We start from the raw sequence: 16,254 nt of genomic DNA, 5'->3' as shown, positions 1-16,254 counted from the left end.
GCTTGCTCGCGATGGCGGCGGTACATTCAGCATTCCGGTGACAGGCACACCGCTTTCGCGAGCAGGCTCGCTCCCACAATGGACTTGTGGTGCCAGCTATATCTGCGTTCACCACAAAACCCTGTGGGAGCCGAGCTTGCTCGCGATGGCGGCGGTACATTCAGCATTCCGGTGACAGGCACACCGCTTTCGCGAGCAAGCCCGCTCCCACAATGGACTTGTGGTGTCAGCCATGTCTGCGCTCACCACAGAACCCTGTGGGAGCCGAGCTTGCTCGCGATGGCGGCGGTACAGTCAATACTGATGCAAGCTGACCCACCGCTTTCGCGAGCAAGCCCGCTCCCACAGTGGACTTATGGTGTCAGCCATGTCTGCGCTCACCACAGAACCCTGTGGGAACCGAGCTTGCTCGCGATGGCGGCGGTACATTCAGCATTCCGGTGACAGGCACACCGCTTTCGCGAGCAAGCCCGCTCCCACAGTGGACTTGTGGTGTCAGCCATATCTGCATTCACCACAAAACCCTGTGGGAGCCGGGCTTGCTCGCGATGGCGGCGGTACATTCAGCATTCCGGTGACAGGCACACCGCTTTCGCGAGCAGGCTCGCTCCCACAATGGACTTGTGGTGCCAGCCATATCTGCATTCACCACAAAACCCTGTGGGAGCCGGGCTTGCTCGCGATGGCGGCGGTACAGTCAATACTGATGCAAGCTGACCCACCGCCTTCGCGAGCAGGCTCGCTCCCACAGTGGATTTGAGCGGTACGCAGTGCCTGTGTTGCTCGGTATCTGCCAGGCCACTACCCTTTCGCCTTGATCGCATACATGCCACCGGCAATCACCAGACACGCCCCCACCACCGTCCAGGTGTCTGGCAGTTCGCCGAATATCAACAGGCCAATCAGCGTGGCAAACACCAGCAGCGTGTAGTTGAACGGCTGGAGCGTGGCCGCGGTTGCATACTTCAGCGCCTGGAGAAATAACAGCTGGGCCACCACGCCTGTCGTGGACAGCACCGCAATCAGGCCCCATTGCGTCGGGCTCGGCGCCACCCATCCGGGAAGGCCTACCGAAGTGATGGTGATCGCGCCGAAGAAGCCCATGTACAGCATGTTCGTGGCGAACGAATCATGCTGGCTGATCCGACGCGTCAGCACACTGAAGACCGCGAAACCCAAGGCAGACGCCAGCGGAATCAGCGCTACAAGCTCGAAGACACCGGTGCCAGGCCGAAGGATGACCAGCGTCCCCGCGAAGCCCACGGCGGCGGCAACCCAACGACGCACGCCGATGAACTCACCCAGGAACACCCCAGCCAACGCCAGTGTCATCAAAGGGAACACCGCATACAGGGCATGCATTTCCGCCAGTCCCAGATAGCGCAGCCCCCATCCAAACAGCACGATTTCACCCACCCCGACCAATGCACGGATGACCTGCAGGTAAGGATGGCGGCTTCGGCACGCGGTCCGCAGGCTGCCCTGATAGACGCTATAACCCACAGCAAAAGCCAGGAACGCCCAATAGCGCACCATCACCAACTGCGCGACGGGAAGGTCTTTGACCAGCACCTTGGTGATCCCGTCCTGGCTGGCAAACACCAGCATGGAGAGCAGGCACAGGAGAATGCCGAACTGGGGCCTGGGAACGTTATAAGCTCGTGCAGCGCTGTCCAACTGATTGCTCATGGATCATTCCATCTGGAGGAGAATTGCTGCTTCGTGACGCCAGGCATCATCCATGCCCGGCACACCATTCGCGTCATCGTAAGCCGGGCCCGATTGTCAGGCGAGCTCAGACTCGAGCGCGATCAACGGCGCAAGGGCAACCTTGAGCACATCGATTTTATCGGCGGACAAACGCGTCAAGGGCCGACGCGGATTCCCCGCCCCATAACCGCTGATCTCGGCAGCGGCGTAGACCGACTGCACATAGTCACCCTGCCAGATCAACGACATCACCGGCTCGATCGACCGCCAAACCTCCCGGGCACGTGCCCAGTCCTGTTTCATGGCAGCCTCCACCACGGCAACACAAGCGCGCGGGGCCATGTTCGCCCCGCCCCAGATCAAGCCCGCGGCACCGGCGAAGAGCGCGTAGGGCACCAGCGCGTCGGCGCCATTCATCGTCGGCAGACCCGTGCGGATCAGCGAGGCTTGGGCGGCAAGGTCACCACTGCTGTCCTTGACCGAGACGAAGTGGGGTATCTCGCTCAGCCGGCGAAACAGCGACGGGGTCACTTCTACGCCCACCGCCTGGGGCACGTTGTAGCCTATGATCGGCACCCCGACCTCAGACACCGTCGAGTAGAAATCGACGATGCCCTGGTCGTCGGTCGGGCCTTCGAAAAACGGTGGCAACACCATGACGCCGTCGGCGCCACATTCAGCGGCATGACGGGTGCGCTGCACCACTTCGTCCACCAACAAGGCAGAGGTTTGCACAATAACGCGAGCACGCCCCTTGAGGACCTTGGCGCCGAAGGCCACCAGTTGTCGGGACTCTTCCTGGCTCAGGTAGACATGCATGCCGGTCCCCGAGCTCAGGACAAAACCCTGTACGCCAGCAGCCAGATAGCGCTCGAGCAACGTCTCAAAGCGTGGATAGTCAATCTTGCCTTGGGGATCGAACGGCGTGGTCACGGCCAGGTTGAGGCCGGAAAAAGCGAATGCGGACATTGGGTCGTGCCCCTTCTTGTTTTCCTGATCGGACGCACCAACAGCCCTTCCCGGGCTGTTTGCACGCAGTAGTGGCAACACCTATCGTCGCAGGGAAATCAGCTCACCGATTTAAGTGGAATCTGGGCCTGGAGGCGCGTCAGCATGGTTTCGCAGTACCAATCATCGAACTGGCATACGCCATTTTCCGCAATGTCCGAAAAGGGTCCCGGCTCGTAAGTCGGCGAGGTCACACCGGCCTGCGTGCCTTCTACCAAACGACGGTCTTGATCGTTGGTGGCCAGCCAGACCTTCGTCAGCCGGTCAATCTCATAGTCCACACCTTCAACGGCAGTACTGGGCACCAGCCACTTGGTGGTCACCAGCGTTTCGCCGGGGCCGATCGGAAGCACCCGGAAGCTCAAGGCGTGATCGCCGAGAAAGTGGTTCCAGGTAGACGGGTAGTTGAAATAGAGCAAGGCGCCAATATCCGGCTCGCCGCTTTTATCCAAGCGTCCCGCCACGGCAGGTTTACCGTCCATGGTGTAACTCACGGCGCCCGCGGACAGTGGAATGCGTGTCATACGAAAACGGCCATTCGGATCCATGACCAGCTTGCTGGGCATACCCGCGGTTTCGCAGCGATTCCAATGGGCGGTCAGTTCCGGATCATCTTCGCCCCCGACCCCGGCCACCGAAAGGTTCTCGACAAAGGAATTCATCAACTCGGGATGCGTACCGTCACAATGGAAACACTCGCGATTGTTTTCAAATACGAGCTTCCAGTTACCCTTTTCGATGAGGTTTGACTCAAAAGCCACCTTGCAGTTATCCAGGAAATGCGGGGCGATGAAAGGACTTACAGAGTGCCTGAAACTTTCGAACTCAGGCGCCTCGTCAGCGACGCAGACATAAATGTAGGTGTGAACAATTTCACAATGAACAGGTTTCAGATTGTATTGCGTCCTGTCGAAATCGCCCCCCATATTACCGGCAAACAAAAGGCTGCCATCCAGTTCGAACGTCCACTTATGATAAGGACAAACCAGTTTCGCGACTTTTCCTTGGGCGTGTTCGCAAACTTTAGAGCCACGATGACGACAAGCATTATGAAATGCTCGCACCTGGCCACTTTTATCCCTGATGATCAAGACAGGATAGTCGCCGATCTGCAGCGTCAAGTATTGCCCGGGCTTTTCAAGCTCAAAAGTATGCCCGGCAAAAATCCAGTCCTTGTGCCAGATCTGCTCAAGATCCTGACGAAAAACCTCAGGCTCAATATACAGTTCACGGGGAAGCGCGTGACGCGCCTTACGCTTTTTAATCAGGTCGGTCACGCAAGCTTTGGTATTCATTATTATCCTCTACACATCAACCTGAGAGTTAATGGCAAGTACGCCCAGAAAACGGTGTCATGGCCAACGGATCCTGCGCGCAGATTCGTCCAACGCAGCCGCTGAATAAATATTTTTAGCCATGTTTAACACGAAGGGTACGACAGCCTATCCAGTCGGCAAAACTACATTTTCGTCGCTCAACTGATAACTTAGCGTTATGACCCAGCGAATCCGGACACTACTTTGCTTACAATTGCGCTACCGACCGGGAAGACATAAATGGGAGGAAAATTCACACACTCCACCTGGAAAATTTCGAAAGAATCCAGTCGCGCACTCTCCGACAGGCATCTTCGTATTCAGTCCTTTCATTGCAGGCCACGTAATGAAGGCTGTTTCGAAGCGTCACTTGATGCTCGACAGGGCGAACGAGCTGCCCTCGCTCGACCATTGCCCCGACCAGCTGGTTCCAGCCCAGTGCGACGCCTTGATGGGTCAGGACCATGTTCATGATCAGGTTGTAATCATTGGCATGAAAAATAGGTGGACAGTCGGAAGGACGCTCATCGATATCAACGTTCAGAAAAGCCAGCCATACCCCCCAATCCACATGTTCAGCCACGCCCGACCGTCCATAGGGACTCAGGTTGAGCAGCGAAGAATCGCGCACCCCTTCCAGCGAGGTCAGTTCGGGATGCGCGTCCAAAAACGCCGGAGAGCAAACTGGATAAATAATATCGTGGCACAACTGATGACTCTTGTACCCGTCTCCCACTTTGCGAATTTTTGAAATGATGATGTCCGGCTCTATGCCCGGCTCCATATTCACAAAGTTCTGAGTGGTAATCAGATTGAACTCAATATCCGGGTTAGTCGCACGAAACTCCGGAAGATGCTCTGACAGCCATAATGCAGAAAAGGCCGGTGAGCAACAAACCGTCAGGATATGTTTCTGCGTCGGCGCGGTACGAATCCTTTCAGCCGCCTGTGCGATATTAACGAAGGACAGTTGCGCCGCCTCGAAAAAAATCTTTCCCTCGGCGGTTAGTTCTACCGTGCGCCCGGCACGCATGAACAGTTGAGCGCCCAACGACTCCTCAAGCTCTCGAATCTGCCGACTGATCGCGGCTTGCGATACGCACAGCGCCTCCGCTGCCCGCGTGAAGCTTTCATATTTAGCGGCGGCGACAAATGCTCTGACAGCCCGAAGGGAAGGCATTCTAAGCAGCAATGTATCAGGGTCTACGTGTCTGCTGAGCATGGTAAGCCCTCATCCTCCTGTCATCCGCGGAAGCGGCGGAGCCTAACTCAATAGCCTAGCCCAGGCCATACCAACGCGTCGTGATTGGACCAAGGCGGTCGTTTCGGCGGGTCTGGATAACGTTAGGTTATCCATAAAGCCCTGTAAATGTTGTTGGATTTAAAACCAGGATACTTATAGATTGAAAAAAAGCCCGAGCCCAAGGGCAAACAATAAAAAACAGGTACATGTCATGCGCAGATCCATCTTTTATTACTGCCCGCCTAAATTACCAACGTTCGAATTCAATTCGATTTCGTGCGCTTGTAGCGTTATACGCAAAGGAGGGACGCAATGACGAGTCCAGACGAAATCATTTCAGTTAAGAATGTTTTTAAGATATTTGGCGCACACCCCGACGCGGCGATGAAAATGCTCGCCGCAGGGGCCAGTAAAAAAGATGTCTTTGAGAAAACAGGTCAAGTGATTGGTGTTTTCGACGCCAGCTTTGCGGTTAAGCGTGGCGAAATCTTTGTGATCATGGGGCTCTCGGGATCCGGGAAGTCGACGATGGTGCGATTGTTCAACCGCCTCATCGAGCCCACGTCAGGCAGCATTTATCTGAACGGCCGCGAAATTACCGGGTTGGCTGATAAAGCTCTTCTGGATGTTCGCCGCAAAGAGATGGGCATGGTGTTCCAATCCTTTGCCTTGATGCCGCACATGAGCGTTCTGGAAAACACTGCCTTTGGCCTGGAAATTTCCGGTATCAGTGAAAAGGAGCGGCATAGCCGCGCCAGGGAAGCCCTCAGCCAAGTCGGTCTTGCCGGACAGGAGCACAGTTATCCGCATCAACTTTCCGGCGGCATGCAACAACGGGTAGGCCTGGCCCGCGCGCTGGCCAACGACCCGACCATCCTGCTGATGGATGAAGCCTTTTCCGCCCTGGACCCGCTTATCCGCAGCGAGATGCAGGGAGAGCTCATCCGCCTGCAGGCAGAACAGAAGCGCACCATCATCTTCATTTCCCATGACATTGAGGAAGCCGTTCGCATCGGTCACCGCATCGCGATCATGGAGGGCGGTCAGGTGGTACAGATCGGCACGCCTCAAGAGCTGATCAGTCAACCGGCCAACGACTATGTCCGCACCTTCTTCAAAGGCTTCGACAGCTCACGGATCCTCAAGGCAGGCGACGTGGCCAGGCTCGATCCGGAATGGGTTCGCAAGCTGAACGGCCAAGCGCCACAGTTCAAGGCCGGCCTACCGTTCGGTTACTTGATCGATGAAGGCGGGCAATTGCTCGGGGTCGTGGATATCGATACCAGCGGCGCAGGTGGCAGCACGCATTACACCCAGCACCAACAGCATCCCGTCTTTACCGATACCCCCCTGCACGAAGTACTGGAAATCGCAGCCAACCTGCCCTACCCGGTCCCTGTACTCGACCGTTCGGGGGCGCTCACCGGAACCCTGTCGAAGAGCCAGTTGCTGCAAACGCTGAGCCGCCATTAATACAGGCGCGCCCTTCTACGCTGGCGCGTCCCTGACCTGAAGTACCTGCGGCCTTCATAACGCCGCTGCGGTGATGATGAAGAGGTAAACCCTGATGTCCGAATTCAGTTTTCTCGACCCGTTTCAAGTCCTCACTATTCCATTGGGTGACTGGGTGGAAAGCACCCTCAATTTCCTGGTACACAACTTTCGCGATGTGTTCCGCGCCATCCGCTGGCCGATTGACCAGGTACTGAACGGCGTCGAATACACACTGCAAAGCATCCCACCCAGCATCGGGATCATTCTGTCTTCCTTGCTGGGATGGCAGCTAGCCGGCAAACGCATGGCTCTGCTGTGTTTTGTGACGCTCACCCTACTGGGCCTTATCGGCGTCTGGTCCGAGTCGATGACTACCTTGGCGCTCGTACTGACTTCGGTGTTCTTTTGTGCCCTGCTAGGGATACCCCTGGGTATTCTCTGCGCCCGTAGCGACAACTTGGAAAAGCTCCTGCGCCCCCTACTCGACGCCATGCAGACACTGCCGGCGTTCGTTTACCTGGTGCCTGTCGTCATGCTGTTCGGCATCGGCAACGTGCCGGGCATCCTTGTCACCATTGTCTTCGCCCTCCCCCCTCTGGTGCGCCTGACGAACCTGGGCATCCGCCAGGTCCCGGAGGACAAGATAGAAGCGGCCCGCGCGTTCGGCTGCACGCCGCGGCAGATGCTGACCCGCGTCCAGTTGCCCCTGGCGACGCCCACCATCATGGCGGGACTCAACCAGACCCTGATGCTTTCGCTGTCGATGGTGGTGATCGCTTCGATGATCTCGGTGGGCGGCCTTGGCCAAATGGTCCTGCGCGGCATCGGCCGCCTGGACATGGGCTTGGCCACGGTCGGCGGGACTGGCCTGGTGCTGCTCGCCATCTTCCTTGACCGCCTGACCCAAGCCATGGGGGCACGCACCGGGGCCGACCCAAGCCTGCGCTGGTATCACACAGGTCCTGTCGGCTTTGTTCTGCGCTTGTTCGGGGCGAAACAACCGGTGGGAAGGAGCAAGACAGCTTAAACCCTCGTATTCGATCTGCCGCACACGAAGATAAAACCAAAAAGGTACGCGAAGATGTCTGAATTCAAGCTTTCCCGTAGCATTCTCAACTGCGCTGCAGTCCTTTCCATCGCGGCGATGTCGCTTTGCGCAAACGCCTCGGCCAACCAACCGGGCGACGGTGTAAAGATCACTCCTATCTTCCCCTCTATCGCTGAAGAACGATTCCGCGGCGAAGTGGCGATGGAAGGCCTCCGAGAGCTGGGTTACAAAGTGCAAGAACCCAAGGAGACCGAGTACGGCGTCATGATGATGGCCCTGGGCAGTGGTGATGCGGACTTTACGGTGCACTTGTGGGACAAATTGCACGATAAGTTCTATCAGCAGGCCGGGGGCGACAAGACCATGGTCAAGGCGGGCGACATCATGCCCGGCGTGCTCCAAGGTTACTTGATCGACAAGAAGACCGCTGAAGCTCATAACATCAAGTACATCACTGACTTGAAAAAACCGGAAATCGCCAAACTGTTCGACACCGACGGCGACGGCAAGGCAGACATGACGGGATGCAACCCTGGATGGGGCTGCGAGCTGATTATCTCCCATCATATGAAAGCCTATGGCCTGGATAAAACGGTCACCGTCAACCAGGGCTCCTATTTCGCACTGATGGCTGACACCATTACGCGTTATAAGGAAGGGCAACCGATTCTCTACTTCACTTGGGTTCCACAATGGATTGCCAATGTGTTGGTCGAAGACAAGGATGTGGTCTGGCTGGAAGTACCGAAAACCGACCTGCCTGATGGCAAGAATGATGTCGACACGATGTACAAGGGCAAGAATCTCGGTTTTGCAGTCGATAAGGTCGAGGCCGTGTTGAACAAAGACTTCGCCGATAAGAATCCAGCGGCGTTGAAGTTCCTTTCGGTGATGCAAATTACCACCGCTGACGAAAGCGCCCAGAACTTGAAAATGCAACAGGGCGAGAAAAAGCCTGCTGATATCCGCCGTCATGCCAAGGAGTGGGTTGCCGCCCATCGGCAGCAATTTGATGCCTGGTTGCAAACGGCTCGCGCTGCGGCGACACAAGCCAGCAAATAATAAGCCTATCGAGGTGGGGCACGTCGATGACGGCCCCGGCCTTTAATAGCATTGCGTTCGTAGCCGCACTTCGCCTCAAACATAGTTAATTGAACTGCAAAGTTTTAACACTTACGTGGATTCTCAGCTCACGTGAAGTTATCGAGCACCCTTTTTTGCATGACTGGCATCGGCTCGGTTGAATGAACAGGATCTTGAAATGTTAAAAGTATCTTCATTGCCTGCCGATGATCAATCTTGCGGGTGGTACCACTTGAGCAAGGGGCGCCAAATCAAGCCCGCCCATCAAGGCCATGGCAGTGCCCGTTGGGTGATTGTCGGTGCCGGCTTCACCGGCCTTGCCGCCGCCCGGCAGCTCGCGACTCATTTCCCCGACGATCAGATCGTGTTGATCGACGCTCAGGAAGTGGGATTTGGCACTTCCGGTCGTAATGCCGGGTTCGCTATCGACCTGCCCCATGACATCGCCGCCGAGGATTACATCGGCGATATCGCCACGGCGAAAACCACACTGAAACTTAACCTGAGTGGCCTGAATTATTTAAAAGAATTAGTTGAACGCCACGGCATCGATTGCCAAATGAAACATTGTGGTAAATATCAGGCAGCCGTTGAACCACGGGGCATCGCCGTCCTGGAGGCCTACCGTCGCGGGCTCGATAAACTCGATCAGCCCTACCAGATGATTGAGGCTGGCGAACTGCCCGAACATATCGGCACGCATTTTTACCGCAAGGCCTTATTTACGCCGGGGACGTCTTTGCTTCAGCCTTCGGCACTGGTCAAAGGTTTGGCCGACAGCCTTCCCAGTAACGTGACGCTGTACGAAAACACCGCGATCACTCACGTGGAGTACGGCACGAAAACGGTGCTCACGCATGCTGCGGGCTCAATCACTGCGGACAAACTGATCCTGACCAACAATGCCTTTGGCATGAGTTTCGGTTTCCTGAAGGGCCGCATGCTGCCGGTGTTCACCTATGCCAGCCTGACCCGCCCCATGACCGAGCAAGAACAAGCTCGTCTTGGCGGACGGCCTTATTGGGGTGTCATTCCTGCGGATCCATTCGGCACCACGGTACGTCGCACACCGGACAATCGTCTTTTGATCCGTAACAGTTTCAGCTTCAACCCGGACGGCCGCAGCGATGCAAAATACTTGAAACGCTTTGTCGCCCGGCATCAGGCCTCTTTTGAACAACGCTTTCCCATGTTGCCTGAAATGAACTTCGACTATACCTGGGGCGGCGCACTGGCTCTTTCACGCAACCATATGGGTTATTTCGGTGAACTTTCACCCAACGTCTACGGAGCTCTGTGCTGCAACGGACTAGGTGTTACCCGCGGGACGGCGACCGGCAAACTCTTGGCGGATTGGCTGGCTGGAGAACAATCCGAGCTCATTGATTTTGTCTTGAAATCACCCGGCCCCTGCCCTAATCCACCCGCCCCGCTGGTTGCAGCGGGCGTCAATATAAGTTTGCGCTGGGGGCAATACCGAGCGGGTAAAGAAAGTTAACCATATCGAAAAAACTTGAAGACGTTGGCGCTGCTCGCTCGGTCTTCTGCGAGCGGTTCTCTTGGTTAAAAAAGGCTGCGCTGACTGGCTAGCGCCGCTTGATAGGCAGTGACACTAACTGGAGCGAGATCAATGAAGTTTGAAGGCATTTACACACCGGCCGTTACGCCGCTGACCGCTGACGGCAGTATCGATAAGACCGCCTTCGCCGAAGTCCTGGAGTATCTGGTCGACGCCAAGGTCCACGGCATCATTATCGGCGGCTCGACCGGCGAATATTACGCACACACTGCCCAGGAGCGTTTCGACCTGGCCGCCCAGGCCAAGGACGTATTGCGCGGTCGTCTGCCGCTGATCGTCGGTACCGGCGCCATCCGCACTGAAGACTCGGTCGCCTACGCCGAAGCGGTGAAGGCCATCAAGGCCGATGCGTTGTTGGTGGGCTCGCCACCCTATGCATTGCCGACACAAAAAGAGATCGCCCTGCATGTCAAGGCGGTGGACCGCGCCGCCGGTCTGCCCATCATGCTTTACAACTATCCAGGCCGCATGGGCGTGAGCATGGGCGAGGAATTCTTTGACGAGGTCGGCGATGTGAAAAACATCGTTGCCATCAAGGAAAGCTCCGGTGACATGGCCCAGATGCACCGTTTGGCCTGCAAGTACCCGCACATCGCCCTGTCATGCGGGTGGGACGATCAAGCCCTGGAATTTTTCGCCTGGGGCGCCCGCAGTTGGGTGTGCGCCGGTTCCAACTTCATCCCCCGCGAGCACGTCGCGTTGTACGAGGCCTGCGTTGTCGAGAAGGACTTCGACAAAGGCCGCCGCATCATGGCGGCGATGATGCCGCTGATGGACTTCCTGGAAGGCGGGAAGTTTGTCCAGTCCATCAAGTACGGCTGTGAACTGAACGGCTTGCGCACCGGTGGCCTGCGCGCCCCTCTGCATGGCCTGGACCTTGAGGAAAAGCAGGCGCTGCAAGCCGTCGTCACCGAGCTCAAGCGCAACATCGCGCAGATCACTGGAGGTGCCTGAAATGGCTGATTTACTGAGCAAAGAACAGTACGCGGCCATCGCCGCCCAGTTGAAATTCCCGACCCAGGCGTTCATCAACGGCGAGTTCCGTGATGCCCTCTCTGGAAAAACCTTCATCACCACGAACCCGGCCACGGGTGAACAGCTTGCCGAGATCGCGGCGTGCGATAGCCGTGACGTCGACGTTGCCGTAGCCGCCGCCAAGCAAGCCTTCGAGGATGGTCGCTGGCATAAGCTGTCGCCCGGCGCACGTAAGCAGGTGCTCCTGCGTTTCGCCCAATTGCTGGAAGACAACGCCCACGAGCTCGCCGTGCTGGAAAGCCTGGACAGCGGCAAGCCGGTCAGTGAATGCCAGAACGTCGATGTGCCCGACACGATCCATACCCTGCGCTGGCATGCGGAGTTGATCGACAAGGTGTACGACAGCACCGCGCCGACCGGCCACGGTGCGGTCACCCTGGTGGTGCGCGAAGCGATCGGCGTCGTCGGCCTGGTCCTGCCGTGGAACTTCCCTCTGTTGATGCTGGCCTGGAAGATTGGCCCGTCCTTGGCGGCCGGCTGTTCCATCGTGGTCAAGCCGGCCAAGGAAACCACCCTGACCGCGCTGCGTGTGGCCGAACTGGCCCATCAGGCCGGTATTCCGCCAGGCGTGTTCAACATCACCCCTGGCGGCGGCCGGGAGGCTGGCGAGGCAATCGGTCGGCACATGGATGTGGCGATGGTCAGCTTCACCGGTTCGACCGACACCGGCCGGTTGTTCCTCAAGTACGCGTCCGAGTCCAACCTCAAGCGCGTCGTGCTGGAACTGGGGGGTAAAAACCCCGCCGTGGTGATGAACGACTGCGAAGACCTTGATCAGGTGGCCCAGTATGTGACGGCTGGCGCTTTCTGGAACATGGGCGAGAACTGCTCGGCCTCCTCGCGGCTGATCGTCCATGAAGACGTCAAGGATGAACTGCTGCAACTGATCGGCAAGCACCTGCGCGATTGGAAAATGGGTGACCCGCTCGATCCTGAAAATCGCCTCGGCGCCATGATCAGCAAAACCCATTTCGACAAAGTCCGTTCTTATCTGGAATACGCAGCCGAGCACAAACTCAATGTGATGCAAGGGGGCAAGACCGAGTCCGGCGTGTTCGTGCAGCCGACCATCATCGATGGCGTCGAACGTGACAGTCGCCTGTTTATCGAGGAGATCTTCGGGCCGGTACTCAGCGTGACCAGCTTCAGTTCGATCGACGAAGCCATCGGGCTGGCCAACGACACGGTCTACGGCCTCGCGGCCTCCGCCTATACCGGCAGCCTGCGCAATGCCTTGCGCCTGTCGCGGGAAATTCGTGCGGGCGTGGTCACGGTCAACTGTTTCGGTGAAGGCGACGCCTCCACGCCGTTCGGCGGCTACAAGGAGTCTGGCTTTGGGGGGCGCGACAAATCCGTCTGGGCCCATGACCAGTACACCGAGCTGAAAACCATCTGGATCGATGCTTCATAACCTGATCGAGATCGCGATTTTGTGGCGGCTGTACTGGCCTCATCGCGAGCAGGCTCGCTCCCACAGGGGTCATGTGTACGCCGGAGGAATGTGGGAATGAGCTTGCTCCACAGGGTCATGTGTACGCCGAAGGAATGTGGGAGCGAGCCTGCTCGCGATGAGGCCGGCACAGCTGACAATACTTCTAGCAGACTGAACACTGGACGCCATCATGACCCCTTCACCTTTTTCGATTCCACCCAATGCTCGACGCATCGACCCGGCCAGGCAGCGCGCAACCGCATTAAAAAAAGATGGCTCAGTCAATGACAACGACCGCGTCGAAATAGGCCCCACTCCCCTGGCGTTCGCGGAGTGGGAGCGTTTGGGCCTGGAGCCGCCCCATTTGCCCACCCTGCGTACCTATCGATTGCAACGACTGGTTGATCAGTTGGTCGCCCGTGACCTGGGCGGCATTCTGTTATTCGATCCGCTGAATATCCGCTACGCGACCGACACCACCAACATGCAGTTATGGACGGCCCATAACCCCGCGCGGGCCTGCTTCGTCGCCGCCAGTGGGCACCTCGTGTTGTGGGACTTCCATGGCTGCGATCACCTTTCCGCCCATTTGCCGCTGATTACAGAATTGCGCAGCGGCGCGTCTTTTTTCTTTTTCGAGACCGGCGAGCACACCGATCGACACGCCAGGCATTTCGCCGCACAACTGGACGAGTTGCTGCGCCAGCACGCCGGAGCCAACCGCCGGCTTGCGGTCGATCGAATCGAAGTTGCTGGCGTGCGCGCATTGGATGACCTGGCGATCGAGATATGCAGCGGCCAGGAAGTGACCGAGTTCGCGCGCATGATCAAAGGCCCGGATGAAATCAAGGCAATGCGCTGCGCGGTGGCCGCGTGTGAAGCCTCAGTGGCCGAAATGCACCAGGCGATGCGCGCCGGCGTGACCGAAAACGATGTCTGGGCCGCCCTGCATTCCGGCAATATCCGCCGTGGTGGCGAATGGATCGAGACGCGCATCCTCAGTTCCGGCCCTCGCACCAACCCCTGGTTCCAGGAGTCTGGCCCACGGGTGTTGAGCGACGGCGACCTGTTGTCGTTCGACACCGATCTGATCGGCACCTACGGCATGTGCGTGGACATGTCTCGCAGTTGGATTTGTGGGGGACTGGAGCCCACGGCCGAACAGAGACGCCTGTATCGAATTGCCCATGACCATATCGTCCATAACACCGAGTTGATCAAGCCAGGCGTACGCTTCACGGAACTGACCGCCAAGGCCCATCGGCTCCCCGAGTCCTGCCGCGCCCAGCGGTACGGCGTGCTGCTCCACGGTGTCGGCCTGTGTGACGAGTACCCCTGTGTCCGCTATCCGGAGGACCTGGAATCCTACGGATACGAGGGCGAGCTGCAAGCAGGCATGGCCCTGTGTGTCGAGGCGTACGTGGGTGAAGTGGGTGGCCGCGATGGCATCAAGTTGGAGAACCAATTACTGGTCACTGAAACCGGCTATGAATTGTTGACGCATTACCCCTTCGACGACAGCTTTCTGCGCATATGAAGCTTGATTGATGAGCCATTTAATTGAAGGCCATAAACCATCAAGCATCGGTTTTCTCTTGCTTGAGAACTTTTCCCTGACGTGCTTCACGCAATGCCTGGACGTGCTCGTGACGGCCAATCTGATCCGGCCAGGCTCGGTAAAAGTGCATACATTCAGTCGCAACGACTCCGAAGTCATGAGCGACCTGGCCATCCCCATCAGGCCGGATACCCCCCTGACCGACATCAGGATCGCCGCCCTGGATCTGATGATTGTCTGCGGAGGGTTGCGCACGCCTAGAGTCGTGCCTGATGGGTTGGTGAAACTATTGAACAAACTCGCCAGCATGCCCATCGCGCTCGGAGGGCTATGGAATGGCGCCTGGTATCTGGGCAAGGCCGGGCTGCTGGACGGTTACCGCTGTGCCATTCACGCAGAACAACGGATCGCGTTATCCGAGTTTTCGCCCAACACGAACGTCACGTTGGACGCCGTGGTATTCGATCGAGACCGGCTCACGGCGGCGAGTCCCGCGGGCGCTTTTCAGATGATGATGAAGTGGCTTTACAAAGCGCTTGATCAGAACGTCGCGAACGCGGTTTTTGACCTGTTGGATCATGACCAATCCAGGTTTCGGACTTCAGTACAGGTGCAAGACGGCAAGGTCAGCGCCCCGCTACGAGAAATCATCACCTTGATGGAGAGTAACCTGGAGGAACCGCTGGGCCCGGATCAACTTGCCGAGTGTGTTCAATTATCAAGACGTCAGGTGCAACGACTTTTCCAGGAACAATTGGGCGTCCCTCCCCAGCGCTATTACCTGGAACTGCGACTTAAAGGCGCCCAACACCTGATACAGAATTCACGCTTGGCGATCATCGATGTTTCAATTGCCTGCGGCTTTGTCTCAACCCCGCATTTCAGTAAATGCTACAGCGCCTTTTTTGGTTACCCCCCGTCGAGGGAACGTCGCCACGAACTATGAGCGCTGCCTGGGTACGCATCGCATTCCCGGACCGTCACCGCCTCCGCGTAGACGGTGAGCGGATGTCGATGGAGCTCAAACGTGCAGAACCTACATCAACTCATGGCGGGCGACTTCGATAGGCTGTAGATGGGCAGTGAGTTCATCGTTTCTTATAACGAAGCACTAGTGCATCAAGCCCCACAGGGCCAGAAGTGGAACATCCCTCGACTTCATTGCATGGACACAGGAGGGCGGGTTGAACACCAAACCTCCCGCGCCAGGACTCCACCACCCCACCTCCTCCCGATACCACTCGCCCGGCGACAGGACGAGATAGAACTCGGCAGGCGGGTGTTGGTGATAGGGGTAGCAGGTTTCGGGCAGCATGAGCGCCAATCCCAAGGTCAGGGTGGAACATTCAAATAACCCTCCGGGGCCGGCGATCATCCCGTGGCGATGCCGCTCCACGAAAGCGCTGTCCTGGTCGGCCCGGGCCTGGCGATTCATCCAGGTGACATGGGGCAAGAGCGTGCCTAACGCACCCCGTATCGACAGCAGGTCATCATCGGTCCTGGGCGCAGCTTCAAGTGCCTCGGATAAGTGGGACGCCAAAAAGCCTGGCAGTGCATTTGAAGCTTGCGCAGCCGTCCTGATCGTCCATTGGGCCGCCTTCAGGGACGCGACATGCGCTTGCGCCTCATCGCAGCCGCTGCCCGACAGGATGTTTTGAAGCGAACACCTGAGCGAGTCGCCGCTGCGGAGAATGTCCTGACCCCACGCTGGATTTTCAGTGCTATTCATCATCGTTTCGATCCCATTT

At 57.5% G+C, this 16,254-nt stretch carries 13 protein-coding genes; 8 read left to right on the top strand and 5 right to left on the bottom strand.

The window, feature by feature from the left end; all coding sequences use genetic code 11:
• Positions 1 to 801 precede the first annotated feature (801 nt).
• From HU767_RS01405 to HU767_RS01390, 4 genes are all read right to left on the bottom strand, one after another.
• Positions 802 to 1,689, bottom strand: coding sequence for a DMT family transporter (locus tag HU767_RS01405; protein ID WP_186728277.1), 888 nt, complete (start codon positions 1,687 to 1,689; stop codon positions 802 to 804).
• 96 nt (positions 1,690 to 1,785) lie between these two features.
• The gene (locus HU767_RS01400) at positions 1,786 to 2,679 is read right to left on the bottom strand and encodes a dihydrodipicolinate synthase family protein (RefSeq protein ID WP_186728276.1); all 894 of its coding nucleotides are present in this window, start codon (positions 2,677 to 2,679) and stop codon (positions 1,786 to 1,788) included.
• 98 nt (positions 2,680 to 2,777) lie between these two features.
• On the bottom strand, positions 2,778 to 4,013 hold the full coding sequence (locus tag HU767_RS01395; protein WP_186728275.1) for an aromatic ring-hydroxylating dioxygenase subunit alpha: 1,236 nt from the start codon (positions 4,011 to 4,013) through the stop codon (positions 2,778 to 2,780).
• Between the two features lie 274 nt (positions 4,014 to 4,287).
• Complete coding sequence (locus HU767_RS01390) at positions 4,288 to 5,256, bottom strand: LysR family transcriptional regulator (RefSeq protein WP_186708377.1); 969 nt, start codon at positions 5,254 to 5,256, stop codon at positions 4,288 to 4,290.
• Positions 5,257 to 5,589: 333 nt separating this feature from the next.
• Here HU767_RS01390 and proV point away from each other — a divergent pair, with 333 nt between their 5' ends.
• From proV to HU767_RS01350, 8 genes are all read left to right on the top strand, one after another.
• On the top strand, positions 5,590 to 6,750 hold the full coding sequence (proV, locus tag HU767_RS01385; RefSeq protein ID WP_186728274.1) for a glycine betaine/L-proline ABC transporter ATP-binding protein ProV: 1,161 nt from the start codon (positions 5,590 to 5,592) through the stop codon (positions 6,748 to 6,750).
• A gap of 94 nt (positions 6,751 to 6,844) precedes the next feature.
• Entirely contained in the window at positions 6,845 to 7,798 is a 954-nt protein-coding gene (proW, locus tag HU767_RS01380) for a glycine betaine/L-proline ABC transporter permease ProW (protein WP_186728273.1), read from the top strand.
• Positions 7,799 to 7,852: 54 nt separating this feature from the next.
• Positions 7,853 to 8,881 carry a glycine betaine/L-proline ABC transporter substrate-binding protein ProX gene (gene proX, locus HU767_RS01375; protein ID WP_186728272.1) on the top strand — a complete coding sequence of 343 codons (1,029 nt, stop codon included), beginning with the start codon at positions 7,853 to 7,855 and terminating at the stop codon, positions 8,879 to 8,881.
• 199 nt (positions 8,882 to 9,080) lie between these two features.
• Positions 9,081 to 10,400, top strand: a complete 1,320-nt coding sequence (locus HU767_RS01370; protein WP_186728271.1) for an FAD-binding oxidoreductase — start codon at positions 9,081 to 9,083, stop codon at positions 10,398 to 10,400.
• A 132-nt stretch (positions 10,401 to 10,532) separates the two neighbouring features.
• The gene (locus HU767_RS01365) at positions 10,533 to 11,435 is read left to right on the top strand and encodes a dihydrodipicolinate synthase family protein (protein ID WP_186728270.1); all 903 of its coding nucleotides are present in this window, start codon (positions 10,533 to 10,535) and stop codon (positions 11,433 to 11,435) included.
• A gap of 1 nt (position 11,436) precedes the next feature.
• On the top strand, positions 11,437 to 12,927 hold the full coding sequence (locus HU767_RS01360) for an aldehyde dehydrogenase (protein WP_186728269.1): 1,491 nt from the start codon (positions 11,437 to 11,439) through the stop codon (positions 12,925 to 12,927).
• Positions 12,928 to 13,138: 211 nt separating this feature from the next.
• Positions 13,139 to 14,485 (top strand): dimethylsulfonioproprionate lyase DddP, encoded by a 1,347-nt coding sequence (gene dddP / locus HU767_RS01355; protein WP_186728268.1) that lies wholly within the window; start codon positions 13,139 to 13,141, stop codon positions 14,483 to 14,485.
• A gap of 10 nt (positions 14,486 to 14,495) precedes the next feature.
• Positions 14,496 to 15,452, top strand: a complete 957-nt coding sequence (locus HU767_RS01350; protein ID WP_189674252.1) for a GlxA family transcriptional regulator — start codon at positions 14,496 to 14,498, stop codon at positions 15,450 to 15,452.
• A 165-nt stretch (positions 15,453 to 15,617) separates the two neighbouring features.
• Here HU767_RS01350 and HU767_RS01345 read toward each other — a convergent pair whose 3' ends face one another.
• Positions 15,618 to 16,235 (bottom strand): dimethylsulfonioproprionate lyase family protein, encoded by a 618-nt coding sequence (locus HU767_RS01345; protein ID WP_186708359.1) that lies wholly within the window; start codon positions 16,233 to 16,235, stop codon positions 15,618 to 15,620.
• Positions 16,236 to 16,254: the final 19 nt, after the last annotated feature.

Source organism: Pseudomonas sp. SWRI179 (genome assembly GCF_014268705.1).
Lineage (GTDB): Bacteria > Pseudomonadota > Gammaproteobacteria > Pseudomonadales > Pseudomonadaceae > Aquipseudomonas > Aquipseudomonas zanjanensis.
This window is presented reverse-complemented; position numbering and strand designations above follow the sequence as displayed.

Excerpts from the sequence above, each read along its gene's own strand:
- HU767_RS01360 (WP_186728269.1), top strand. The coding sequence starts at position 11,437 with ATGGCTGATTTACTGAGCAAAGAACAGTACGCGGCCATCGCCGCCCAG.
- proV (WP_186728274.1), top strand. The coding sequence starts at position 5,590 with ATGACGAGTCCAGACGAAATCATTTCAGTTAAGAATGTTTTTAAGATA.
- HU767_RS01400 (WP_186728276.1), bottom strand. The coding sequence starts at position 2,679 with ATGTCCGCATTCGCTTTTTCCGGCCTCAACCTGGCCGTGACCACGCCG.
- proW (WP_186728273.1), top strand. The coding sequence starts at position 6,845 with ATGTCCGAATTCAGTTTTCTCGACCCGTTTCAAGTCCTCACTATTCCA.
- HU767_RS01365 (WP_186728270.1), top strand. The coding sequence starts at position 10,533 with ATGAAGTTTGAAGGCATTTACACACCGGCCGTTACGCCGCTGACCGCT.
- dddP (WP_186728268.1), top strand. The coding sequence starts at position 13,139 with ATGACCCCTTCACCTTTTTCGATTCCACCCAATGCTCGACGCATCGAC.
- HU767_RS01350 (WP_189674252.1), top strand. The coding sequence starts at position 14,496 with ATGAGCCATTTAATTGAAGGCCATAAACCATCAAGCATCGGTTTTCTC.
- HU767_RS01405 (WP_186728277.1), bottom strand. The coding sequence starts at position 1,689 with ATGAGCAATCAGTTGGACAGCGCTGCACGAGCTTATAACGTTCCCAGG.
- proX (WP_186728272.1), top strand. The coding sequence starts at position 7,853 with ATGTCTGAATTCAAGCTTTCCCGTAGCATTCTCAACTGCGCTGCAGTC.
- HU767_RS01395 (WP_186728275.1), bottom strand. The coding sequence starts at position 4,013 with ATGAATACCAAAGCTTGCGTGACCGACCTGATTAAAAAGCGTAAGGCG.
- HU767_RS01345 (WP_186708359.1), bottom strand. The coding sequence starts at position 16,235 with ATGAATAGCACTGAAAATCCAGCGTGGGGTCAGGACATTCTCCGCAGC.
- HU767_RS01390 (WP_186708377.1), bottom strand. The coding sequence starts at position 5,256 with ATGCTCAGCAGACACGTAGACCCTGATACATTGCTGCTTAGAATGCCT.
- HU767_RS01370 (WP_186728271.1), top strand. The coding sequence starts at position 9,081 with ATGTTAAAAGTATCTTCATTGCCTGCCGATGATCAATCTTGCGGGTGG.